Genomic DNA, 21,390 nt, shown 5'->3' with positions numbered 1-21,390 from the left:
ACCTTCTCGTCACCCCTTCCGTCAGACTCTTGCGTACAGACGGGAAAAGCGAGGGATGCATGGCTGACACGGGGATGAAACCCACCGACGGGACCCCCTTCCGGTTGGTGCGTGACACCGGGACCCTGGCGGAGGGGGCGGCGAAGCTGGCCGGCGAGATCCGCGCCGCCCCGATCAAGGAGGTGCTGGCCCAGGCCAACAGGAAGGCCGTGCGCAAGGGCGCGCCCGAGGCGTTCGGGTCGATGCCCAAGCCGTCGGTGTGGTACGCCTTCGACCAGGGCGACCAGGAGACCGCCGACTGGTACCCGCAGGGGCTGACCTGCGGGGCGGACTCCGGGACGATCCCGGTCTCGGTGTTCGTCGCCACGTGGTACTACCGGCCGGAGGAGGGCGAGCGGGGGATCAGGGTGACGTTCTTAAGCCCCTCGACGCTGAAATACCGGCACGCGCTGCTGGTCGAGGCCGCCCCCGACGGGTCCTACAAGCCCATCGACATCCACGCGGGCGGCGTCGCCTGCTACGGCGACCTGCTCTACGTCGCCGACACCACCAGGGGCCTGCGGGTCTTCGACCTGAACAACGTGCTCGACCTGACCAGCGCGCAGGCCGGCGTGGGCGACGGGGAGCGGGTGGGCCGGCACGGAGGCCGGCTGCACGCCTTCGGCTACCGCTACGTCATCCCGCAGACCGACTTCTGGAGGGTCGCGGTCAAGGGCGCCAGGTTCTCGTTCGTCGGCCTGGACCGCAGCACCACCCCGCACACGCTGATCTCCGGCGAGTACGCCGAGGACCACCGCGAAGGCCGGGTCGTGCGCTGGAACCTGGAGCTGGACGGCGAGCCCGCGGACGCGTTCGTCATGGGGCACGAGAAGATCCAGGGCGCGATCTCCCGCGACGGCCGGTGGTACCTGAGCCAGTCCGCCGGCTCCGGCGCCAACGGCAGGCTGCTCGTGTACGAGAACGGGAAGCTCGCCCGGCGGCCGTTCCCGATCGGCCCGGAGGACCTGACCGCCCGGGGCGGCAAGGTGTGGAGCCTGGCCGAGTTCCGGCGCAAACGGGTGGTGTTCGGCGTCAATCTCTGAGATGCCGGTCCAGCAGCTCGCGGAAGCGGCGGTCGAAGTCGTCGTAGCGGGCCCGCAACCCGGCGCCCGGCCAGTCGTCCGGCAGCAGTTCGGGCGGCAGTAGCGGGTCGGCCAGCAGGTGGCGCAGCACCGCCGCCGACACCAGGAACCCCTCGGCCAGTCCCTCGGCGCGGTCGAGCGAGCGCCGCAGCCCGCGCGCCTCGGCCGCCCAGCCGTCGAGATCCCACAGCAGGGGAGTGGGGTCGGCGTGCGGGCGGCCGTCGATCAGCGTGCACTGGGCGGTCACGACCGCCGGCCACTCTTCCCGCAGCAGGTTGGCGGGCCGCATCCAGGTGCCCTCGCGCAGCTCGGCGAGGCGCAGCGTGGTCATCGCGTGCCGCAGCGCGGCCCGGTCGGCGGGCGCGCGCCGCTCGGCGGTGACCACGGCGATCTCCCACGTGCCGTCCCACGGCCGGGTGTGCGGGGCGCGGCTCTCGTCCTGCCTGGCCTGGCGCTCGGCCAGCCGCTCGGTCAGCGCGTAGCGGCCGCCGGACTGGACCAGGTCGCCGGCCGCCACCATGCGCGACAGCGCGACCCGTACGGTGCCCTCGGCGATGCCGAACAGCGCGCCGACGCGCACCAGGCGGCGGGCGGGCAGGCTCGGCGGATGGCTGCCCAGCAGCGCGCTGAGCACGGCCGAGCGGGCGCTGAGTGTATTACGCTCTTCCATCGCGTGTCGATGATATGTAATGCTCGGTGGTATGGGCAGGTATCTCGTCGAACCCTTCGACTCCAGCGACCGCTACGCCACCGAGCGCTACCAGGGAGCCGCGGGACGCAACTGGTGGCGCTGCGACCCGTCGCTCCAGCTGCTCATGCGCCGCCACCTCGGCGACGGCTACGCCTGGGCCGAGCCGCACCTCGACCGCCTCGGCGCGCTCATGGGCGGCCCGATCGCCGCCTGCGCGGAGGAGACCGACCGCAACCCGCCCCGGCTGGAGAAGTACGACAAATGGGGGCGTGACATCAGCGAGGTCGTCATGCCGCCCTCGTTCCACGCCGCCCGCGACGCGCTCATGGCCGACAACTTCACCTCCCCGGCCTTCGCCGAGCAGGCCCGGGCCCACGGCGCCGACCCGGCCGCGCTCGCCGCCGCCTGGACCTACCTGCTCGACCAGGCCGACATCGGCATGGGCTGCGCGCTCGGCACCGGCGGCGACATGGTCGTCTCGCTCGCCGAACGCCACGCTCCCGACGACGTCAAGCAACGGGTACGGGAGATCTTCGCCAACGGCGACTACTCCGGCGAAGCCGCCCAGATGTTCACCGAGCGGACCGGCGGCTCCGACCTGGCCGCCCTGGAGACCACCGCCGAGCCGTCCGGCGACGCCTGGTCGCTGACCGGGCTGAAATGGTTCGCCTCCAACGCCAACGGGTCCGCGTTCGTGGTGCTGGCCAGGCACGAAGGCTCCGTGGCGCCGTTCCTGGTGCTGTGGGAGCGCCGCGACGGCACCCGCAACGGCGTGCGCATCAGGCGGCTGAAGGACAAGCTCGGCACCCGCTCGGTCGCCTCGGCCGAGGTCGAGTTCGCCGGCGCCGAGGCGTTCCTGCTGGCCGGGCCCGGCTCCGGCTCCGGCCTCGGCACGATGATGAAGCTCACCAACGCCTCCAGGCTCGGCGTCGCCATGATGGGCGCGGGCATCGCCCGGCGCGCCCTGACCGAGTCGCTCTGCTACGCCCGCGCCCGCGAGGCGTTCGGCCGGCCGCTCGCCGACCAGCCCCTCATGCGCCGCAAGCTGGCCGAGCTCATCGTCGAGGTCGAGGCCGTCCAGGCGCTCGTCTTCGACGGCCACGTCGGGCCGCGCCTGCGCCTGGCCCCCGCCCTGATCAAGCTGCGCGCCGCCCGCCTCGGCCTCACCGCCGCCAGCGACGCCGTCGAGGTGCACGGCGGCAACGGCTACATCGAGCAGTGGCCGGTCGCCAGGCTGCTCCGCGACGCCCAGGTCAACCCCATCTGGGAGGGCGGCGACCACATCCTCTGCCTCGACGTCCGCCGGGCGATGCTGCGCGAGAACGCCCACGAGCCGTTCCTCGACCGCCTGGCCGCCGCCGTGGACCGGGCCCCCTCGGGCGACTGGTCCCTGGTACGCGGCCGCGTCGACGACCTGGGCAAGGCGATCACCGCCTGGTCCTCGCTCGGCCCGGCCGTGGCCGAGGCCCGGCTCTACCCGCTGGCCCAGTTCATGGCCGACGTGTACGCCGCCGCGCTGCTGACCGAGCAGGCGGGCTGGGAGGAGCGCGCGGGCCACGGCTCCCGCAAGGCCCTGGTCGCCCGCCTCTACGCCGACGCCCACCTCGCCGACCACGGCCCCCTCCGCGGCCTCGACCGCCCCGCCGACGACCTGGACCACTTCGACACCCTCACCCGAGGAGCCTTCACCTTCTGACCACCCGCATTCCCCCGTGGTCTTCAACCCGGGTGTTCGAGCTTCCGGCGGTCAGCGGGGCCGGCGGCCCTTCTTCCGGCCGCCGGTCGCCGTCCCCCGGCGTCCGGAGCCGCGCTGGACCGGCTTCGCCGCCTCCCGCCGCGCCGGCTTCTCCGCCGAAGGCTGAGGCGCACGGCCACGCGAGCTGTTCGCGGTGCGCCCGCGGACGATCCCGATGAAGTCCTCCACCAGGTCGGTCGTCGCGTCCGTGAGCCAGGCCAGCCCCACCTGCGACTGCGGCGCGCCGGACACCGGCCGGTAGGTGAGGTCCCTGCGATGGTGCAGCCGCGCCAGCGACTGCGGGACGACCAGCAGCCCCGCCCCGGCCGCCACCAGCCGGACCGCGTCCGCCGTCGTGGCCGGCCGCTCGAACGCGGGCCGCCCGGGGCGGACCGTCCACTCGATGGCGTCGTCCAGCGGGTGGAAGATCTCCTCGTCGGCCAGATCGGCGACGGTCACCTCGTCGGCCGCGGTCACCACGTGATCCTTCGGCACCACGACCACCGTGGTCTCCACGTACAGGGGAATCACGCTGAGCCCGTCACGGTCGACCGGCAACCGCACGAAGCCCGCGTCGGCGCCCCCGCCGCGCAGCAGGCCCACCACGTCGGCGGCGGGAGCCGGGACCAGGGTGAGCGGCACGTCGGGCACCCTCTCGGCCCAGACGCCGACCCATTTCGCCGGTGTCACGCCGGGCGGGTACGCCAGCCGGAACACCCCGCCGGTCTCCTCAAGAGTCACCCCGTCAGGGTACCGATGTGAGAAGGACCGGTTCCGCCTGACTACGCTGGACTCCATGACCACGCCCAAACCCAAGACCAGCCAGACGATGAAGCCCGCGACGGCGGCCAAGAAGCTGGGCATCCTCCTCTCGGCCACCCCCGCCGAGTTCCAGGAGGGCGTGGTCTCCCGGAGCGAGCTGAACGCGCTCCAGGCCTCACCTCCCGCCTGGCTCGCCGACCTGCGCCGCAACGGCCCCCACCCCAAGCAGGTCGTCGCCGCGAAGCTCGGGGTGTCCATCTCCGGCCTGATGAGAAACGGCATCACCGACCCGCTCACCACCGCCGAGATCGACGCGCTCAAGGCGGAGAACCCCGCGTGGCTGGAGCAGGAGCGCTCCACCCAGGCCGAGGTCCGCAAAGAGGCGCAGCGCCTCAAGCAGCGCTAGCCCGTCCAGCCCGGTCGCGGGGCTCGCCGTAGATCACGTCCGCTTGTATGCTGCGTGGCCCGACCTACACGAGGACGCCCATGTCGCTGGATGAGCTGCCGGCCGGACTTCACGAGGCCGAGGACGTCACTCGCCACTACGACCTGGTCGAGCGGGCCGCCGGCGAGGGACGGGCCGGAGAGCTGTACGAGCTGGCCCTGACCTTGCGCGCCGCCGAGCCCGGCTGGCAGCGCGACGCCGTCCTGCTCCACATCCAGCAGGCCTTGGCGCTGACCCCCGGGCCGGGCAACGCGGCCTGCGCCGTGCGCCTGGCCGCGACCGAGCAGCTCGACTCCCGGGTCCGCCTGGCCGCCGCCCAGCTCGCCTCCGCCCAGCCGGTGGACAACCTGCTGCCGCTGTACGAGGAGTACGAGCAGGCGCCGGAGCTGTTCGCGTGCCTGACGCAGGAGCTGGTGCTACGTCATCCGGACATCGGCCAGCACGGCGCCGTCCGCCGGGTGACCGCCCATCTGGCGGACGCGAACCACCCCCTGGCCATCCTCCCGCTGACCCTGCTGCCTTTAGAGGACTCCTTGGACCTGCCCTCGTACAGCCTGCGCGGGGCGTCGTACGCGATCCCGTTCGGTCCCGTCGAGCGGTCCGGCTTCCCGCGGCGGCCCGGCCACCAGATGCCGGCGGTGGAGCTGCTCGCGCCCGGCCTGCTCACGGCGGCGGTGGAGAACTGGGCGGAGGACTCCAACGGCCGGATCGAGGCGCGGGCGTTCCGGCTCGCGATGCCGGCCGAGCTGGACGCGGAGCTGCTGGAAGGGCTCGGGCTGACCTGCCTCGCCGGCGAGGGGGAAGTGACCGTGCGCGCCGCCACGCCGTCGGAGGTGATGCGGGTGCTGTTCGCGGCGGCGGCCACCGGCTCCGCCTACGGCAGCGGCCGGGGCGGCGCCTACGGCAGGCTGCTGGCCTGGCAGTCGATGACCGCCCTGGCGGGCGGCACCCGCGTCGAGGACGCCGCCGGCCGCACCTGGGTGCTGTTCGACGCCTCGACCGCCTGGTTCTACCAGGTCGCCTGGGACGTCGGCATCGCCGCCCTCGACCCCGACCGCCTCCTGGTCCACGTCCTCGCCGCCACCGACACCGACTGAGACGCGGCCGAGCCGGTCTCCCAGTCAGTCGCCGCCGTCGCCGCCATCTCCGCCGAAGCCGCCCTCACCCCGGCCTCCGCCGTAGCCGGCGCCACCGTCGGCGGCCTCGCACTGAGTTGGTATCCGCAGCATCACCCAGGCGTGCCCAGTCGCAGGGTTCGCTTGCAACTCGGCGACCACTTATCGACGGTGCGTTGGTATCATCCCGACAGGGCGTCGGGAAAAGAGCCATGGCGCTACGGAGAAGGGCACCCCCATGCACATGATCATGAACCGCATCGACGTTCCCTCCGAGGACGCCAAGGCGTTCGAGGCCACCTTCATGGAGAGCATGCGCGCCACCCTCGCCGGCGTCCCCGGCCTGCGGCGCAGCTCCCTCCTGCGCCCCACGGAGGAAGGGCAGCCCTACGTGTCCACGATGGAGTTCGACTCCCGCGCGGACTTCATCGCCTGGCTGCGCTCCGACTCGTTCAAAGCCGCCCACTCCGACCGCGAGGCGCCCGGCATGGACACCACCTCCGCCATCGAGCAGTACGAGGAGATCGGGACGATCGAGACCTGACGCCACCCACCGGGCTTCGGGGCCGCGCCCTGCCCTGGCCGCACGGCATCACGGGGTCGTGGAGCGACCCGCTTCTGCGGGGACGTCCTGATACGCGAGTCTGGTGCAGTCGCTGTCCGGGCTTTCGGAGACGCGGATGACCGTGTCCAGACGATCACGGGTACGGGTCAACTCCGCGATCTGGGCATCGATGCGATCGCGTTCGGCGGCGAGCCGGGCACGCGTGGCGGGAGTGCTGACCTTGGATTCGACGCAGGGGAGCAGCTCGGCGATGGTCCGGCTGGACAGGCCGGCCGCGTACAGCATCTGGATCAGATGGACCCGGTCGGCCGCCGACTCGGGGTAGTGGCGCTGCCCGGAGCTGCTCCGGTGCGCCTCCAGCAGTCCCTGCTCCTCGTAGTAGCGCAGCGCCCGCACGCTGACGCCCGACCTCGCCGCCAGATCGCCGATCCGCACCATGACCTCCATCACAAGACTTGCCTCTGACGTCAACGTCAGGTCTTAGCGTATCCGCATGCAGATCAACGGAGCACATGTGCTGGTCACCGGGGCCAACCGCGGCCTGGGCCGGCAGTTCGTCCTGTCCCTCCTCGACCGCGGCGCCGGCAAGGTGTACGCCACCGCCCGTCGTCCCGACCTCATCGACGTGCCGGGAGTCGTCCCGCTGCGGCTGGACATCACCGATCCGGCATCGGTCGCCGACGCGGTGACAGCGGCATCCGACGTCAAGATCGTCATCAACAACGCGGGAATCTCGACCGGGACGAATCTGGTCACCGGAGACCTGGACGTGATCCGCCGCGAGATGGACACCCACTTCTACGGCACTCTTCACGTGATCCGTGCCTTCGCGCCCCAGCTGGCCGACGGCGCGATCCTCAACGTTCTGTCCGCCATCTCATGGTTCGCCTCCGCCGGTGCGGGCGCATACCACGCGGCGAAGGCCGCGGAGTGGGCGCTCACCAACAGCGCACGCCTGGAACTGGCCGGACAGCGCACCCTGGTTACGGGCCTGCACCTGGGCGCCGCCGACACCGACATGATGGCTTGGTACGACGGCGACAAGAGCGCTCCCGAGGCGATCGTCGCGGCGGCCCTCGACGGCATCGAGGCGCACCGGCCCGAAGTGCTCGCCGACGACTGGAGCCGCCAGGTGAAGGCATGGCTGTCCGAGGACCCCGATGTCATCTACCGGGAAGCGGCGGCCGCCCTCTCGACCTGACCGCCCTCGCCCGGCTGGACGATCTTCCCTTTACTCTCGAATGAAAATTTCATAAGAACACAGAAACTTTCTTGTCAGAAGGTTCTTTAATCATCAATGATTGCTGAGTCAGAGGTTTCTGTGGAACAAGAACCAAGGGAGGCAGCCGTGAAAATCAGTCACCGCGCCGCCAGAGCGGCGCTCGGCGCGACGGCAGGACTGGCCATCGCCTTGGCCGGCAGCACCCCCGCTTCGGCGGCGACGTGGGACCTCATGGGGGAAAATCAAATCTGCATCCAACGCGGCCACTCTTACTGGACATACTTCGTGGCCGCTGTCGTCGGCAGCTGGTCGTCGCCCGTCCACGTCACGGTGGAGAACCTGCCCCCCGGGGCGGTCGTCACCCAGGCCGACGAAATCCCCCCCGGCTCGAATCACACCAGCTCCAACGGTTCGACAACGATCAACGGCTGGGTTTTCGCAGAGTTCGACCCGCTCCCGATCGGCGTCTACACGGCGCAGCTGACGGCTTCGGACGGGACGCGAACCCTGTCCAACCCCATCACCATCTCCGTCAAGGAGCGCTGCTACTAAAGCGCGTATTCGCCAAGCCTGCTCGGAACAGGGTGCCTCTATCCGCCGGTGGGCACCAGCCCTCGCGCGCAGCGAAAAGCCCGGCAGGAATGCTCGGCAACGGGGTCCACGTACCTGTGCGACCCATAAGAAGGTGAGCAGATCCACTGTCCGCGGTTCCCCAATCGGCCGCGGACAGTGGATCGCTTCGCTACAAGCTCCCGCGGGGTCCAGCAGGTCCTTGAATCGGCTGACCGCCGGCGCGAGCAGCCGTGGCAAGGAGCTGACGCCCGAGTCGTCTTCACCCGTTCGCCCAGGTCGCTCTGTGCACCGTGAAGTAACGATCCATCGTGGCGAGCGCCCGGGCCTCTGAGATCCGCGGCGTCGGCGGCACCAGGTAGTGGCGTTGCGGGTCGCACGGGCCGGCGGTGATCTCGCTGCGAGTGGCCGTATGGTCACCTATTGTCAGTCCATCGCTGTGCCCGGCGTGAGAACGTACCTTCCGCGTACGCCGCCCTTGGCGACCGCGCGGTGGGCGGAGGCGACCTCGTCGAGAGGCACGACGGCGTGCACCCGAACCGGGAGGCGGCCATCGGCGGTGGCCTCCAGGAGCTGCGCGAGCCGGGCGCCGTCCGGCCGCGCCACCACCACGCGGACGGTGATGCCCCGCACCTCCGCCGGGGCCGCCCCCGGCTGCACGCCGACGAACAGGCCGCCGTCGCGGACGAGAGGCATGCCCTGCTCCTGCATCGCGGCGCCGTCGGCCACCGCGTCCCAGCCGGGCGTGGCCCGCGTGGTGAAGCCGGCGCCGAGGCCGCGCACGAACTCCTCGTCCTGCGTACGGGCCAGTCCGGTGACCCGCCACCCGCGATCCTGGGCCAGCGAGAGCACGTAGCCGCCGACAGCGCCCGCCGCGCCGGTCACCAGCAGGCTCCGGCCGTCACCGTCGCCGAGCAGGTCGACGAGCTGGGCCGCGGCCAGGCTGTTGAGCGGGACGGCGGCCGCCGCGACCAGGTCGAGGCCGGCGGGCACGGGCGCGATGTCGTCGGCCGAGACGATCAGTTGCTCGGCGTAGGTGCCGAAGTCGCGGTCGAACCCGTCGATCAGCCCCGCGACCCGCGTGCCGACCGCCCAGCCGACGCCCGGGCCGGCGGCGGCGACCGTGCCGGAGAAGTCCCAGCCCAGACCGGTGTGGTGGGGCTGGTCGACCAGCCCGCGCCCGTGGAACACCCCGGCGGCGACCGCCAGGTCGACGGGGTTGACCGCGGCCCCGGCGATCTCGACCCGGACCTGACCCGGTCCGGGCTCGACGAGGGGCACGTCGATGATCTCGATGGAGTCGGGGCCGCCCGGCGTGCGGACGACGGCGGTGCGGAAGGTTGTGGACATGTCGCCTCCTATGGAGAAACGGGAGCTTTTGCACCACCATGGAGGGGTTACTCTCTGACGGGAAGTACGCACTCCGGAGTGCGTATCCCACCCGGCGGTAGGAAGGAGCGGCCGATGCCGACGACGACGGCGGCCCAGCAGCGGGCGCAGGCGAAGATGGAGTACGACGCGTTCCTGGCCGGCTGCCCCAGCCGCCGGCTCCTGGACCGGATCTCCGACAAGTGGGTGTCCCTGATCCTGGCCGCGCTCGGGAGCGACGGCCCGCGCCCCGGCGAGGTCTGCGCCGGTGAGCCGAGACCGATGCGCTACTCCGAGCTGTCCCGCCGCCTGGCCGGAGTCAGCCAGAAGATGCTCACCCAGACCCTGCGCAGCCTCGAACGCGACGGCCTGATCACCCGCACGGTGACGCCCACCGTGCCCGTCACGGTCACGTACGAGCTGACCGACCTCGGCCTCTCGCTCCGCGACCTCATGCACGGCATCAAGGCGTGGGCGGAGACGCACATGGACGAGGTCCTCGCCAACCGGGAGCAGTACGACACCCGTACCACGTGACCAGGGGTTGCAGATGGCACGCCGCTCTGACCCTGGCGGGCACGGGCGCAGCCCATGCGGCGGACGGCAGCTGACCTTGATCAGCGAGACCGGCAGCCGCACGATCGTCTACGACAGCTGTCAGCCTCCGAGACAGCTCCAGCCGCAGCTCGCTCAGCTCCAGTCGTTCCGCAACCAGCCGCCTCCCGGCTGCCAGGCCGTCCTCGTCAACCAGTCCGGCGCCGGCCTGGTGCTGTGCGTGGGGCGCGGGTTCGTACCGCCGGAATTCAGCCGCCCGTCGCTCGTCCGCATGCAGCCCGGCACCGCGCCGGCCTGTCTCTGAGGCGGAAGGGCCGCGGGCCGTCACCCCGCTGGGGAGCGACGCGCCTGCGACGACAGATCAGCAGAAGTCGACGTTGACGTACTTACGGGCCACCTTGTGGATTTTCTCGTCGGTGGTGACCAGAGTGCAGTCCAGTGCTTCGGCCAGGGCCACGTAAGTGGCGTCGTAGCCGTTGAAGTCGGCCGAGGGATGTGGAGCCGGTTCTCGGCGACGCGGGTCCCGGTCTTGATCGTCCGGCGGACCATAAACTGCCGGTCATGGCATCCAGACGCAGGCGGAGTCCCGCGGAATCGCGCGCCGAGCTGCTGGCGGCGGCGGCCGGGCTGATCAGGGAGCGAGGTCCGGACAACGTCAGCCTGCGGCAGATCGCGGAGGCCGCCGGGGTCGCGCACGGGCTCGCCTCCCACTATTTCGGCACCTATGCCGCCCTGGTCCGGGAGGTGTTGCGGGCCGAGAACGATCGCATCGAGGCGCGGGTGCGCGAGCGGATCCAGGCCGAGGACGGCGTGCCCACCGCCGCGGGGATCATGGGGGTGCTGTTCGACACCCTGGCGGACGAGAGCTACCTGCGTCTGTTCGTCTGGGCCGAGATGCACGCGGAGTACCGCGGCGCCGCGCGGCCGGAGCTGGTGGAGCTGGTCGACACGATGGAGGCCGGCATCCGCGCGGCGCTCGCGGGAGGGCCGGTGCCGAGCCGGGCGCGCATCGAGGCGGTCGTGCTGGTCGGGCTGTCGGCCGCGTACGGGTTCGCCATCGGCGGCCGGTCGTGGCTGGCGGGCCTGGGCCACGATCCCGGCGACCCGGCGTACGAAGCGGAGTTCCGCGTTCAGCTCGCCCGGATGATGGGGGCGCACATGGTGGAGGAGGCTTGTTCTCCAGTTGGAGAATAAGATGGTGTGGTCACGCTGACCGCACAGACAGGACTCCGAAGCATGGTCGAGCACCCCCCGAGCCGGCAGGTACGCCCCTCCGACGAGGAGCGTGACCAGGCCGCCCAGCGGCTCCAGTCGGCCGCCGCCACCGGCAGGATCCAGCTGGGCGAGCTGGACCAGCGGCTGAGCGAGATCTACGAGGCGAGGACCCAGGACGAGCTCGCGTACGCGGGCCGCGGCCTCCCCGAGCCGGCCCGCGCGGAGACGCTGGTGGTACGGGACGAGCCGAGTTCCCGGTTCGCGCTGAGCGTGTTCGGCTGGTTCAGCCGCAGGGGCCGCTGGGTCGCGCCGCCCGCGTTCACCTCGCTGGCGGTGTTCGGCGGCGGGGAGATCGACCTGCGCGACGCCCGCTTCGCGAGCCGGGAGATCCGGGTGCGCGCCTTCGCCCTGTGGGGCTACACCGAGGTAGTCGTGCCCGACGACGTGGAGGTCGAGGTCAAGGGCTTCGGCCTGTTCGGCGCGTTCGACAGGAGCGCCGTGCGCCGGGAGCGGGGGGCGCCGCGGATCGTCGTCAGCGGCCTCGCCCTGTTCGGCGGCGTCGGCACGAAGGTCAAGAAGGCCTCCGGTTCGTGAGCTGCCGGGTGATCGCCGGGTCGGCGATGGCTGTGTCGGCGGCCAGGAGGAACGCCTTGGACAGCACGACCGACAGCATGCCGCCGTCCTCCTCGAAGGGCAGGAAGACCTGGTCGCCGACGCCGCCGGGGACGATGCACAGGTAGGCGTCGTCGGGCTCCATGAGGATGTTTCCCGAGCCGAGGTGGATCTTGTAGGTGCGCAGGTCGCCGCGGACCCGGAGGAAACGTTCGGTGAGCTCGCAGCGGCTCGCGATGGAGAGGCGGGGCAGCAGCCGGGTCAGGGCGTCGCGGCGGATCCGGGCGGTCTCCGACAGCGCGCCGAAACTGTAGGACTGCCAGTAGTCGCCGTCGCCCTGGAGGTCGAGGCCGGTGGAGGTGACGCCGACGGCCAGGTCCGCGTCGCGCAGCGTCTCGGAGAGCACCAGGGGAGGGACCCGCTCCAGGGGGACGGCCCGGTCGTCCGCGCCGGTGAAGCGGAGGTTTCCGCTGACGCAGATGGAGACCGTGCCGACGCCGTCGCGGTCGAAGGAGTGCTCGTCAAGGTGGAAGTCCCAGTGCGCGGCCAGCCCGCCGGGCAGTTCGCGGGTGGCCTCGGCCTGGTCGGAGCCGTACTCCCAGCCCCAGTGGCCCAGCGACATGCCGGTCCAGCCGCGCTCGGTCAGCAGCGCCTTGGCCGTGCCGTACCGCAGGAGGTGACCGGCGAAGCGGCGCGAGTGGTCGTGACTCGCCTCCTCGGCCGGGGTGAGCAGGTAGACCTCGCGGAAGGCCTGCTTGAACGGCTGGCGCAGGCCGGCGTCCATGAGATGGTCGCGCCAGGCTCGGACCTCCTCCACGCCGTGCGTGATCGGATGCCACAGACGGACCGGGGTGTCAGGGCCGGGCTGGACGCGGCGCCCGTCCGGGCCGGTCAGCTCCCAGCCGTCCTCGCGGCGCACCGGAATCCCGGCGGGGCCCTGGACGATCTCCCAGATGAGCGTACGGGCGAGCGTGCCGGTGACCGGATGGTCCAGGTAGAACTCACACACGTCGCGCCAGCGCCAGACGCGCTCGGTGGCCAGGGCCCGCTCGATCCGGAACCGTTCGGCCGGCAGGGTCTTCCTCAGCTCCTTGGCGGCGGCCCTGAACTCGGCCAGAAGCTCCCGGTCGACGCTCTTGGGGATGGTCTTGCGGATCTTGCCGGATGGATCGGTGAAGGTCACGGTGCCGTCGGCGGCCAGGCGCAGGCCCTGCTCGGTGCGGACGCCGTCGGGCCCCAGCCCGAAGCCGGGCACGGTGCGCTCCAGGAGTTGCTCCGGGGAGAGCCCCGCCTGCGCGGCCACCGCGCCGATCGTCCTGGCCACTCCGGCGAGAATGGTCTTCTTGCGCACCTTGGCCTGGACGCGGGCGAGCTGGGCGACCACCTCCAGGCCGCCGCGCCGGCCCAGCACGCCGATCGCGGCGTTGGCCAGCTTCTCGCTGCGGGCGTTGGCGCCCGTGCCGCCGATGCCGGTGCCCGTGGTCACGGCGACGTCACCCAGCAGCGAGGTCACCCACGGCTGGTCGACGAGCTCACACGTCCAGACCATGCCGCGCAGCGGCACTGCGGTGCGCTCGCGCAGGAAGACGGTCTCGGTCCATTCGCCGCCGCCGCGGTACTGGTGGCGGTGGGTGACCTCCCGGTGCGTGACGACCATCCGGAGCACGTCCCGGATCACCTCGTCCGCCTCCGGGGTCAGCAGCGCGGCGGCCCGCTTCAGCCACCGGGCGCTCGGCTTCGACGCGGTCGCCGTGTTCCAGTGGCGCAGCAGCGGCAGCACCTCGGGCGCGGCCAGCCGGGCGGCGTGCGCGTCGATCATGCGCCGGGCGAAGGCGTCGTCCTCCCACATGATGTTGCGGACGGTCGCGGCGGGGTCACCGGTCTCGGGCTCGGTGAGCAACGTCCCGATCGGCTCGCGCAGCACCTCCCAGGCGGGTTTCCAGTATTGGGCCAGCCACCTGGGCCGGTGGTTCAGCACGTCACGCCGTTCGTGGTACGGCAGCCGGGCGGTGGCGGCCAGCGGCAGCCTGTAGAGCTCGTGGATGTTGGTGTGCGCCCAGGTCATGAGCCTGTCGGCCACGCCCCACACCTGCTTGACGGTCTCCATGGGCAGGTCCGGCATCCGGTCGATCACGTCGCGGATCACCGCCAAGCGGCGCTCGTCGTGCTCGTGGCCGCCGTCCCAGCCGAGGCTGAGCCGCATCTGCGCCCAGACGGCGAACGGGACGCGTTCGTCCTCCCCGCAGACCAGCTCCTCTTCCGCCGCGAAGGCGGCGTCGAGGCGGTCGAACAGGTCGCGGTGGTCGTTGGCGAAGTACACGGAGGTGTAGTCGTTGTTGAGCGGCGAGTCCTTGAGGACCTGATAGTCCACGTCAGCCCCCGACCAGCGGGACGAGCTTGACGAACGACACCACCGGGTCTGTCGTGAGGACGACCTCCTCGTCCAGGTCCTCGATCTGCCGGTCGCCCACCAGCAGCAGGAACCCGTTGCGGGCGAACGCGGCCTCGGCCGCGTCGGCCTGCCTCTCCCAGTCGAGCCTGCGTGCGGTGCGCATCCGGTAGCCGTTCAGCTCGGTCTCGGCGTCGGTGGGCTTGACCAGGCCTCGGAAGTGGTGGCTGGGGGCGGCGTTGTGCCGGGCCACCTCCTCGCGTACGCGGAGCCGTACCAGCTCTCTGGCGGAGATCCGCTCCGGCAGCCCGGGCAGGGAGAACTCCTCCAGAGCCCGGCCTGTCGCGGTCTCATCGCGAAAGGTCACCGTCGTCATGAACGCACCCGTTCCGTGGGGGGTTGGTTGATCGCATTCTTCATAGCAGCGGCGGGTGACAAATCACGGTGGGCTCACGGGTCGCCGTCGCGCCGTCGCCTGCGGCGCAGCACCGCCGACGGACGCACCTCCAGCCCGCGGGGCACGGTCCAGCCGCGCCACTCGGCGACGATCCGCAGCAGAACGCCGAGCGTGATGGCGGCGACGGTGCCCGCGACCGGGAATCCGGTGGCGATGCCCAGCACCTCCACGGCGGCGACGAGGACGGCCACGGAGGCGTACCAGCGGGTGTCCTGCAGCACCGCGGGGACGCGCTGCAGGAGCAGGTCCCGGATCGCGCCGCCGCCGACCGCGGTGATCGTGCCGAGCAGGATCGCCGGGAGCCGGCCCAGGCCGACCCCCATGGTCTTCTGCGCCCCGACGGACGCCCACACGCTGAGCGCCGCCGCGTCCAGGAACTTGAACGCCCGGCTCCAGTCGGGCGGTGAGATGTCGAGCAGGAAGGCGACCCCGGTGCCGGCGAGCGCGGTGGGGATGTAGGCGGGGTCGGTGAGTGCGGCCGGAGGGCCGTGCTGCAGCAGCACGTCGCGGATCAGGCCGCCGCCGAGCCCCGAGGCGATCCCGATCACAAGGAAGCCGAACAGGTCCAGCCGGTCGCGCCGCGCCACCGTCCCGCCGAGCAGGGCGTTGAGGAACACCCCGACCAGGTCGAGGACCGTGGTGGCCGTGTCCATCCGCACCCTCCCGAGGGTAATGATCACCGTGTCCGGGGTCGCGGGTGTTGGTAAGGATGTTGCCGCAGGTTGGCGTATACGAACCGGCCCGTCGGGGATGACCAGGTATGTCCGTACTCATGAGAGGGGCACGGCATGCCGGGCGGCACAGAGATCCTCGCCGGCCTGGACCGGATCAGGCCCGGCCTGGAAGCGCTCTACAAGGACCTGCACGCCCACCCCGAACTCGGCCACGCCGAGCGCCGCACGTCCGCCGAAGCCGCCAGGCGGCTGACCGGCTGCGGCTACGACGTGCGCGCCGGGATCGGCGTGCCAGCACCGTCACCGCCCTGGGAGACGGCGGCGAGCCGCGGCCGGTGATGGCTCACCGACGGCTCGTGACATCGGCGTCGTAGGCTCGGCACGGGCTTCCCGAGGAGGCAGCATGACCGTACGCGTGGAGCGCCGGGGCCAGGTCACCACGGTGGTGATCAGCAGGCCGGAGGCGCGCAACGCGGTCGACCGCGAGACCGCCGGCGCGCTCGCCGCCGCCTTCCGCGAGTTCGACGCGTCCGACGCCGACGTGGCCGTGCTGTGGGGCGAGGGCGGCACGTTCTGCGCCGGAGCCGACCTCAAGAAGCTGGACAACCACGTCGGCGAGGAGGGCGACGGGCCGATGGGCCCGACCAGGCTGCGGCTGTCCAAGCCGGTCGTCGCCGCCGTCTCGGGCCACGCGGTCGCGGGCGGGCTGGAGCTGGCGCTCTGGTGCGACCTGCGGGTGGCGGAGGAGAGCGCGGTGTTCGGGGTGTTCTGCCGGCGGTGGGGGGTGCCGCTCATCGACGGCGGCACGGTCAGGCTGCCGCGCCTCATCGGCCGGAGCAGGGCGATGGACCTGATCCTCACCGGCCGCCCGGTCGGCGCGCGCGAGGCGTACGAGATGGGCCTGGCCAACCGGGTGGTGGCCGACGGGACGGCCCGCCGGGAGGCGGAGGCGCTGGCCCTGGAGATCGCCCGATTCCCGCAGGCGTGCCTGCGGGGGGATCGGATGTCCGTCCTGGAGCAGGAAGGGCTGGGGGAGCGGGAGGCCATGCGCAACGAGCTCCGGCACGGCCTGGTCTCCCTGCCGGACGCCGCCTCCGGTGCCGCGCGTTTCGCCGGGGGCGCGGGCCGGCACGGGGACTTCGGAGCGATCTGACCCCGGGCTCCTACGCGGTGCCCAGGACCGGGTAGTTGGCCCTGAGGACGCCGTGCGGGTCGCGGGCCCGCTTGAGGTCGCGCAGCCGGGCGAGGGTCCCGGCGTCGAAGGCGGACGCGGCCTGCTCCCCGCTGTGCAGCATCGTGTACGGCTTGCGCCCGCTCGTGTGCGGCACCAGGGCCTTCGACAGGACGTCCATCCGCTCGGCGGTGCCGGGCATGGCCGGGCCCACCATGTACAGCAGGTACGGCTCGGTCAGCTCGCCGGCCGCGCCGCCCGAGGGGCGGGTCAGGGCGCCGCCCAGGTGCCGCACCTGGACGCTGAAGAGCGGATCGATCGGGTCCGCGAGCAGCGCGGCCGCCACCGCGTCGTCCAGCCCGGTCAGCAGCTCCACCCGCCCGGCCGACGGGGTGGGGTCGGTCGGCTCGGCGCAGATCGAGCCGAGGTCGGCGACGGGCAGCACCGCCCTGGTGTCGCCGATCGCGCCGCCGACCGCGTCGAACGGGCGCAGCAGCTCACCGGGGTCCTCGCCCAGGTACGTGCAGTCCACCGCGACGAGCCCCGGGGCTCCGGGGAACTTCAGCAGGTCGAACCAGACCGTCAGCTCCTCGGGCGCGCCGGCCGTGACCTCGCGGAAGGCCGCCAGCACCTCGGGCGCCCGCTCGGCCGGCCACATCATCCGCCCGCCGTACAGGACGGGCGCCGGGCTCAGCGCGAACTCCAGCCCGGTCACCACCGCGAAGTCGCCGCCGCCCCCGCGCAGCGCCCAGAACAGCTCCGGGTCCGACTCGGCGGTCACCCGCACCCGCGCCCCGGTGGCGTCCACCACGTCGGCGGCCAGCACGCTCGCGGACGCGAACCCGTACTTCCTGCTGAACCAGCCCAGCCCGCCGCCCAGCGTGTACCCGGTCACGCTCACCACCGGGGAGCTGCCCGCGACGCCGGTCAGCCCGAGCGGCCCGGCCGCGGACAGCACCTGGCCCCACTTCGCGCCCGCGCCGACCCGCGCGACGCCGTCCGCGATCTCGACGGTGTCCATCAGGTGGGTGCGCAGCAGGACCACGCCCTCGGCCGTCACCGCGCCGTGCCCGCTCGCCTGGGTGGTCACGGTGAGCCCGTGCAGCGCGGCGTGGCCGACCGTCGCCGCGACGTCGTCGGCGCCCGCCGCTTCCACGACCGCCGCGACCGGCTGGTCCACCGACAGGTTCCACGGCGTACGAGCCTCGTCGAACCCCGCGTCACCCGGGAGCCACAGCCTGCCCTTGATCATGTTCTTCAGCTCGTTCATGGGGACAAGCATGCGTTTTCCTGTTTGCGGCTGACTTGGGGTTGACTTGGGGTTCGTGGACGTGCGACTGCTCGGCCCCCTGGAGGTGGCCGACGACTCGGGGGCGCGGCTGGACCCCGGCACCCGCAAGCAGCGGGCCGTGCTCGCCATGCTCGCGCTCAGCCCCGGCCGCCCGGTCTCGCTGGACCGGCTCGTCGAGGAGCTGTGGGCGGGCGAGGCTCCGGCCAAGGCGACGGCCACCCTCCAGGCGTACGTCTCCCACCTGCGGCGGGTGCTGGAGCCCGGCCGCCGGCCGCGCACCCCGCCGCGCCTGCTGCTCACCCGCGAGCCCGGCTACCTGCTGGACATCACGCCGGCCCAGACCGACGCGGGCCGGTTCGCCGCGTGGGCGGCCGACGGGCGCCGGCTGCTGGCGGCGGGGCGGCCCGCCGAGGCGGCGGGCGTGCTGGACCGCGCGCTCGGGCTGTGGCGCGGGGAGCCGCTGGCGGAGTTCCCCGGGCTGGGGTTCGCCGGGGCGGAGGCGGCGCGGCTGTCGGAGCTGCGCTCGGGTGTGGTCGAGGACCGGCTCGCCGCCCGGCTGGAGCTCGGCGAGGCGAGCGTGCCCGAGCTGGAGGAGCTGGTCTCGGCCGGCCCGTACCGGGAGCGGGCGTGGTCGCTGCTGGTGCTGGCCCTCTACCGGGCGGGGCGGCAGGCCGAGGCGCTGTCCGCCCTGCGCCGGGTGCGCGCGCTGCTGTCGGACGAGCTCGGCATCGAGCCGGGACCGGCGCTCAGGCGTCTGGAACAGGCTGTCCTCACCCAGTCGCCCGAGCTGGAGGCCCCTTCGGCGACCGAGGCGGGGCCGCAGCCGGGTGCGGCGGCCGGGGTGGCGCGGCATCGGGAGGGCGGACGCGAAAGGCTGGTCGGGCGGGAGAGAGAGGTGCGGGCGCTGGAGGAGCGGCTCGCCGAGGCCAGGGGAGGGCGTGGCGGGCTGGTCATCGTGAGCGGCGAGGCGGGCATCGGGAAGACGAGCCTGGCCCGCGCCGCCGCCGACGTCGCCGGGTCCCGAGGGTTCCGGGTCGTCTGGGGACGGTGCCCCGACGAGGGCGGCGCGCCCGCGTTCTGGCCCTGGCGCCAGGCGGGGGTGCTGCCCGCGCGGCCGCACGCCGAGCTGTTCGACCTGTACGACGACGTCCTGGCTTACCTGGGCGAGGAGCCGACCCTGCTGGTGCTGGAGGATCTCCACTGGGCCGACGCCTCGTCGCTGAAGCTCCTGGAGTACGTCTCCGCCGAGCTGCCCCGTACCGCCACCCTGGCGATCGTCACGCTCCGGCCGGACGAGCAGCGGGAGCGGCTCGGCGAGACGCTGGGCGCGCTGTCGAGAGAAGGGCTGCGGCTGCCGCTCGTCCCCTTCGGCGCCGACGAGGTACGCGCCTACCTGCGGCAGCGGGACGTGCGCGCCGACCCGGTGGCGCTGCTCGACCGGTCCGGCGGGAACCCGTTCTACCTGGAGGAGCTGCTCCGGCTGCCGGAGAGCGAGCGCGACCGGGTGCCGCCCGGCGCCCGCGACGTCATCGGCCGCCGCCTGGCCAGGCTGCCCGGCCCCACCCAGGACCTGCTCAAAGCCGCCGCGGTGGCGGGCCGCGAGGCGGACGTGGACCTGCTGTCCGCCCTCGCCGGCCGTCCGGTCGAGGACGTCATGACCACTCTGGAGCCCGCCCTCGCCACCGGCCTGATCACCGAGTCGGCCACCGGCTACCGCTTCTCCCACGCCCTGGTCCGCGAGGCCCTCGACACCGGCCTCACCCGCCTCGACCGCGCCCGCCTCCACCTCCGCGCCGCCGAACACCTCGAACGGGTGTCGGGCGCCGATGCCGGGGGCCGGTCGGCGGAGCGGGCGTGGGGTGGGGATCTCGGTGGGCGGAGCGCGGGTCCCGATCCCGCGGTGCTCGCGGCGCACTTCGCCGCCGCCGCTCCGCTGGCTCCCGCCGGGAAGGCTGTCGCGTACGCCACCGAGGCCGCGCGCCAGGCAGCCGGGCGGCACGGTTACCAGGAGGCCGTCGCGCTGTGGGAGCTGGCGCTGGCCCACCTGCCGCCCGGCGACTCGGCCGCCCGCTGCCGCACGCTCACCGGCCTGGGCCAGGCCAGGCGTGCGGTCGGCGACGCCGAGGGCGCGTTCCGCGACCTGGCCGAGGCCATCGCGCAGGCGCAGCGGATCGGCGACCGGGCGGCGCTGGTGCCGGCGGTGACGGCGTTCGGCGCACCCGCCGTGTGGAACTGGCGGCCGTACGGGTTCGTCGACGACGACCTGGCCGACGTGCTGGAGAACCTGCTCGCCGGCCCGCTCGGCGACCACGACAGGGCGGCCCTGCTCGGCACGCTCGGCGTCGAGCTGCACTACGGGCCGCGCCGCGCGGAAGGGGAGCGCCGGGCCGCCGAGGCGGTCGAGCTGGCCCGCGCCACCGGCGACCCCGCCCTGCTGGCCAGGACGCTGAACAATTACCTCCTGGCCGCGTTCGTACCGGGACGCAACCACGAGCGGCTGCGCGCCGTCGACGAGCTGCTCGCCATCCCGTGCCTGCGCCGCGAGGAGAGGCTGGTCGCCCGCGCCATCCGCATGTCGTGCCTGCTGCGCGCCGGCGACCTCGCCGAGTGGGAGCACGAGCTGTCCCGCTGCGAGCAGCTCCTGCGCGAGCTGCGCAGGCCCGAGCTGGAGGCGATGGTCCGGGTGGCGCAGACGGGCGGGCTCATGCTGCGCGCCCGCTGGGCGGAGGCCGAGTCGCTGCTGGAACGCTTCCCCGCGCCCCGCTACGGCGCCAGCCTGTGGGGCCTGGACGCGCGCCGCCTCATCGCCCGCTACCTGTGCGGGCGCGCGCGGGGCGAGGCCGCCGGGCTGGTGGACGAGCTGGTCGCCGCCGCCGAGCCCGCGCTGATGGCGCCGGTACGCCCCGTCGCGATCCTGGCCGCCCTGGAGAACGGCCGTGAGGCCCTGGCCCGCGAGCTGCTCGCCCGATGGGGCGGCACCCTGCGGGAAGACTGGTCGGCCGACTTCCTGTGGCCGGTGTGGGGCCTGGTCGCCGCCAGGCTCGGCACCCCCTCGCCCGGCGACCTCTACGCCCGGCTGCTGCCCATCGCCGACCAGCTCGTGGTGATGGGCTCGGGCAGCGCCGTCTTCGGCTCGGTCCGCGACGCGCTGGCCCAGCTCGCGCTCCGGCTCGGCCGTACGGAGGAGGCGGCGGAGCACGCGCGGGCCGCGATCGCCGCGCACCAGCGGCTGGGCCTGCCGTACTGGGAGCAGCACAGCCACGACCAGTGGCAGTCCGCCATCGAACGAGCGGACCTCCGGTCATAGAACCTGCCCCAGCCGGAACGGCACGCACCCCGTCCAGCCCGCGCCGATCGGGCCGGGACAGCGTCTCCTTGTCCGGAAGCGCGTCGTGCCGGTGCCGTGGGGATGTCGGGGGGTGCGCGTATCGT

22 protein-coding genes are annotated in these 21,390 nt (G+C 72.9%); 14 read left to right on the top strand and 8 right to left on the bottom strand.

Features of this window, described 5'->3' with window-relative positions; genetic code table 11:
- The first annotated feature begins 59 nt into the window (after positions 1-59).
- Positions 60-1,082, top strand: coding sequence for a hypothetical protein (locus KME79_RS29365; RefSeq protein ID WP_219547625.1), 1,023 nt, complete (start codon positions 60-62; stop codon positions 1,080-1,082).
- Here KME79_RS29365 and KME79_RS29360 read toward each other — a convergent pair.
- Complete coding sequence (locus tag KME79_RS29360) at positions 1,072-1,791, bottom strand: PaaX family transcriptional regulator C-terminal domain-containing protein (protein WP_148030627.1); 720 nt, start codon at positions 1,789-1,791, stop codon at positions 1,072-1,074. The genes KME79_RS29365 and KME79_RS29360 overlap by 11 nt on opposite strands.
- A gap of 31 nt (positions 1,792-1,822) precedes the next feature.
- Between KME79_RS29360 and KME79_RS29355 the strand changes: the two genes are divergently transcribed.
- Complete coding sequence (locus KME79_RS29355; RefSeq protein ID WP_219547623.1) at positions 1,823-3,508, top strand: acyl-CoA dehydrogenase family protein; 1,686 nt, start codon at positions 1,823-1,825, stop codon at positions 3,506-3,508.
- A 51-nt stretch (positions 3,509-3,559) separates the two neighbouring features.
- On the opposite strand, the gene KME79_RS29350 is transcribed toward KME79_RS29355, so the two are convergent.
- Positions 3,560-4,288, bottom strand: a complete 729-nt coding sequence (locus KME79_RS29350; protein ID WP_308249092.1) for a LysR substrate-binding domain-containing protein — start codon at positions 4,286-4,288, stop codon at positions 3,560-3,562.
- A 55-nt stretch (positions 4,289-4,343) separates the two neighbouring features.
- On the opposite strand from KME79_RS29350, the gene KME79_RS29345 reads away from it, so the two are divergent.
- The 3 genes from KME79_RS29345 to KME79_RS29335 all read left to right on the top strand — a co-directional run bounded on the left by KME79_RS29345 (position 4,344) and on the right by KME79_RS29335 (position 6,413).
- The gene (locus tag KME79_RS29345; RefSeq protein WP_219547621.1) at positions 4,344-4,715 is read left to right on the top strand and encodes a DUF5997 family protein; all 372 of its coding nucleotides are present in this window, start codon (positions 4,344-4,346) and stop codon (positions 4,713-4,715) included.
- Positions 4,716-4,795: 80 nt separating this feature from the next.
- Positions 4,796-5,851 carry a DUF6183 family protein gene (locus tag KME79_RS29340; RefSeq protein ID WP_219547619.1) on the top strand — a complete coding sequence of 352 codons (1,056 nt, stop codon included), beginning with the start codon at positions 4,796-4,798 and terminating at the stop codon, positions 5,849-5,851.
- 256 nt (positions 5,852-6,107) lie between these two features.
- Positions 6,108-6,413: an antibiotic biosynthesis monooxygenase family protein gene (locus tag KME79_RS29335; RefSeq protein ID WP_219547617.1), complete on the top strand. Its 306-nt coding sequence runs from the start codon at positions 6,108-6,110 to the stop codon at positions 6,411-6,413.
- Between the two features lie 48 nt (positions 6,414-6,461).
- On the opposite strand, the gene KME79_RS29330 is transcribed toward KME79_RS29335, so the two are convergent.
- Positions 6,462-6,869 carry a MerR family transcriptional regulator gene (locus tag KME79_RS29330; protein WP_219547655.1) on the bottom strand — a complete coding sequence of 136 codons (408 nt, stop codon included), beginning with the start codon at positions 6,867-6,869 and terminating at the stop codon, positions 6,462-6,464.
- Between the two features lie 58 nt (positions 6,870-6,927).
- On the opposite strand from KME79_RS29330, the gene KME79_RS29325 reads away from it, so the two are divergent.
- Both KME79_RS29325 and KME79_RS29320 read left to right on the top strand, forming a co-directional pair.
- On the top strand, positions 6,928-7,635 hold the full coding sequence (locus tag KME79_RS29325) for an SDR family oxidoreductase (protein ID WP_219547615.1): 708 nt from the start codon (positions 6,928-6,930) through the stop codon (positions 7,633-7,635).
- 147 nt (positions 7,636-7,782) lie between these two features.
- A complete protein-coding gene (locus KME79_RS29320; protein ID WP_219547613.1) occupies positions 7,783-8,208 on the top strand; it encodes a DUF5980 family protein in 426 nt (141 codons plus the stop codon).
- A gap of 444 nt (positions 8,209-8,652) precedes the next feature.
- Here KME79_RS29320 and KME79_RS29315 read toward each other — a convergent pair whose 3' ends face one another.
- Complete coding sequence (locus KME79_RS29315) at positions 8,653-9,576, bottom strand: NADP-dependent oxidoreductase (protein ID WP_219547612.1); 924 nt, start codon at positions 9,574-9,576, stop codon at positions 8,653-8,655.
- 114 nt (positions 9,577-9,690) lie between these two features.
- On the opposite strand from KME79_RS29315, the gene KME79_RS29310 reads away from it, so the two are divergent.
- The 4 genes from KME79_RS29310 (at position 9,691) to KME79_RS29295 (ending at position 11,958) form a co-directional block, all read left to right on the top strand.
- Positions 9,691-10,131, top strand: a complete 441-nt coding sequence (locus KME79_RS29310) for a winged helix-turn-helix transcriptional regulator (protein ID WP_219547611.1) — start codon at positions 9,691-9,693, stop codon at positions 10,129-10,131.
- Between the two features lie 76 nt (positions 10,132-10,207).
- Positions 10,208-10,453 carry a hypothetical protein gene (locus tag KME79_RS29305; protein WP_219547610.1) on the top strand — a complete coding sequence of 82 codons (246 nt, stop codon included), beginning with the start codon at positions 10,208-10,210 and terminating at the stop codon, positions 10,451-10,453.
- A gap of 257 nt (positions 10,454-10,710) precedes the next feature.
- A complete protein-coding gene (locus KME79_RS29300; protein WP_246640620.1) occupies positions 10,711-11,343 on the top strand; it encodes a TetR family transcriptional regulator in 633 nt (210 codons plus the stop codon).
- Between the two features lie 42 nt (positions 11,344-11,385).
- On the top strand, positions 11,386-11,958 hold the full coding sequence (locus tag KME79_RS29295) for a DUF1707 SHOCT-like domain-containing protein (protein WP_219547609.1): 573 nt from the start codon (positions 11,386-11,388) through the stop codon (positions 11,956-11,958).
- On the opposite strand, the gene KME79_RS29290 is transcribed toward KME79_RS29295, so the two are convergent.
- From KME79_RS29290 to KME79_RS29280, 3 genes are all read right to left on the bottom strand, one after another.
- Positions 11,936-14,347 (bottom strand): DUF4132 domain-containing protein, encoded by a 2,412-nt coding sequence (locus KME79_RS29290; RefSeq protein ID WP_219547607.1) that lies wholly within the window; start codon positions 14,345-14,347, stop codon positions 11,936-11,938. The genes KME79_RS29295 and KME79_RS29290 overlap by 23 nt on opposite strands.
- 1 nt (position 14,348) lies before the next feature.
- On the bottom strand, positions 14,349-14,741 hold the full coding sequence (locus KME79_RS29285; protein WP_148030648.1) for a hypothetical protein: 393 nt from the start codon (positions 14,739-14,741) through the stop codon (positions 14,349-14,351).
- Positions 14,742-14,815: 74 nt separating this feature from the next.
- Positions 14,816-15,475, bottom strand: coding sequence for a trimeric intracellular cation channel family protein (locus KME79_RS29280; protein ID WP_246640631.1), 660 nt, complete (start codon positions 15,473-15,475; stop codon positions 14,816-14,818).
- Positions 15,476-15,610: 135 nt separating this feature from the next.
- Between KME79_RS29280 and KME79_RS29275 the strand changes: the two genes are divergently transcribed.
- Together KME79_RS29275 and KME79_RS29270 are read left to right on the top strand one after the other, a co-directional pair.
- Positions 15,611-15,835, top strand: a complete 225-nt coding sequence (locus KME79_RS29275; protein WP_219547599.1) for a hypothetical protein — start codon at positions 15,611-15,613, stop codon at positions 15,833-15,835.
- Between the two features lie 64 nt (positions 15,836-15,899).
- Positions 15,900-16,649, top strand: coding sequence for a crotonase/enoyl-CoA hydratase family protein (locus KME79_RS29270; RefSeq protein WP_148030650.1), 750 nt, complete (start codon positions 15,900-15,902; stop codon positions 16,647-16,649).
- 10 nt (positions 16,650-16,659) lie between these two features.
- Here the strand turns inward: KME79_RS29270 and KME79_RS29265 are convergent, their stop codons facing one another.
- Positions 16,660-17,937 (bottom strand): FAD-binding oxidoreductase, encoded by a 1,278-nt coding sequence (locus tag KME79_RS29265; RefSeq protein ID WP_246640619.1) that lies wholly within the window; start codon positions 17,935-17,937, stop codon positions 16,660-16,662.
- Positions 17,938-17,992: 55 nt separating this feature from the next.
- Here KME79_RS29265 and KME79_RS29260 point away from each other — a divergent pair, with 55 nt between their 5' ends.
- The gene (locus KME79_RS29260) at positions 17,993-21,265 is read left to right on the top strand and encodes an ATP-binding protein (RefSeq protein ID WP_219547595.1); all 3,273 of its coding nucleotides are present in this window, start codon (positions 17,993-17,995) and stop codon (positions 21,263-21,265) included.
- Positions 21,266-21,390: the final 125 nt, after the last annotated feature.

Source organism: Nonomuraea harbinensis (assembly GCF_019396385.1).
In the GTDB taxonomy this organism is placed as follows: domain Bacteria; phylum Actinomycetota; class Actinomycetes; order Streptosporangiales; family Streptosporangiaceae; genus Nonomuraea; species Nonomuraea ferruginea.
This window is presented reverse-complemented; position numbering and strand designations above follow the sequence as displayed.

What these genes read in the sequence shown, in the direction of transcription:
- KME79_RS29365 (WP_219547625.1), top strand. Translation starts at nt 60, where the DNA reads ATGGCTGACACGGGGATGAAACCCACCGACGGGACCCCCTTCCGGTTG.
- KME79_RS29360 (WP_148030627.1), bottom strand. Translation starts at nt 1,791, where the DNA reads ATGGAAGAGCGTAATACACTCAGCGCCCGCTCGGCCGTGCTCAGCGCG.
- KME79_RS29355 (WP_219547623.1), top strand. Translation starts at nt 1,823, where the DNA reads ATGGGCAGGTATCTCGTCGAACCCTTCGACTCCAGCGACCGCTACGCC.
- KME79_RS29345 (WP_219547621.1), top strand. Translation starts at nt 4,344, where the DNA reads ATGACCACGCCCAAACCCAAGACCAGCCAGACGATGAAGCCCGCGACG.
- KME79_RS29340 (WP_219547619.1), top strand. Translation starts at nt 4,796, where the DNA reads ATGTCGCTGGATGAGCTGCCGGCCGGACTTCACGAGGCCGAGGACGTC.
- KME79_RS29335 (WP_219547617.1), top strand. Translation starts at nt 6,108, where the DNA reads ATGCACATGATCATGAACCGCATCGACGTTCCCTCCGAGGACGCCAAG.
- KME79_RS29325 (WP_219547615.1), top strand. Translation starts at nt 6,928, where the DNA reads ATGCAGATCAACGGAGCACATGTGCTGGTCACCGGGGCCAACCGCGGC.
- KME79_RS29315 (WP_219547612.1), bottom strand. Translation starts at nt 9,576, where the DNA reads ATGTCCACAACCTTCCGCACCGCCGTCGTCCGCACGCCGGGCGGCCCC.
- KME79_RS29310 (WP_219547611.1), top strand. Translation starts at nt 9,691, where the DNA reads ATGCCGACGACGACGGCGGCCCAGCAGCGGGCGCAGGCGAAGATGGAG.
- KME79_RS29300 (WP_246640620.1), top strand. Translation starts at nt 10,711, where the DNA reads ATGGCATCCAGACGCAGGCGGAGTCCCGCGGAATCGCGCGCCGAGCTG.
- KME79_RS29295 (WP_219547609.1), top strand. Translation starts at nt 11,386, where the DNA reads ATGGTCGAGCACCCCCCGAGCCGGCAGGTACGCCCCTCCGACGAGGAG.
- KME79_RS29285 (WP_148030648.1), bottom strand. Translation starts at nt 14,741, where the DNA reads ATGACGACGGTGACCTTTCGCGATGAGACCGCGACAGGCCGGGCTCTG.
- KME79_RS29280 (WP_246640631.1), bottom strand. Translation starts at nt 15,475, where the DNA reads ATGGACACGGCCACCACGGTCCTCGACCTGGTCGGGGTGTTCCTCAAC.
- KME79_RS29275 (WP_219547599.1), top strand. Translation starts at nt 15,611, where the DNA reads ATGCCGGGCGGCACAGAGATCCTCGCCGGCCTGGACCGGATCAGGCCC.
- KME79_RS29270 (WP_148030650.1), top strand. Translation starts at nt 15,900, where the DNA reads ATGACCGTACGCGTGGAGCGCCGGGGCCAGGTCACCACGGTGGTGATC.
- KME79_RS29265 (WP_246640619.1), bottom strand. Translation starts at nt 17,937, where the DNA reads ATGAACGAGCTGAAGAACATGATCAAGGGCAGGCTGTGGCTCCCGGGT.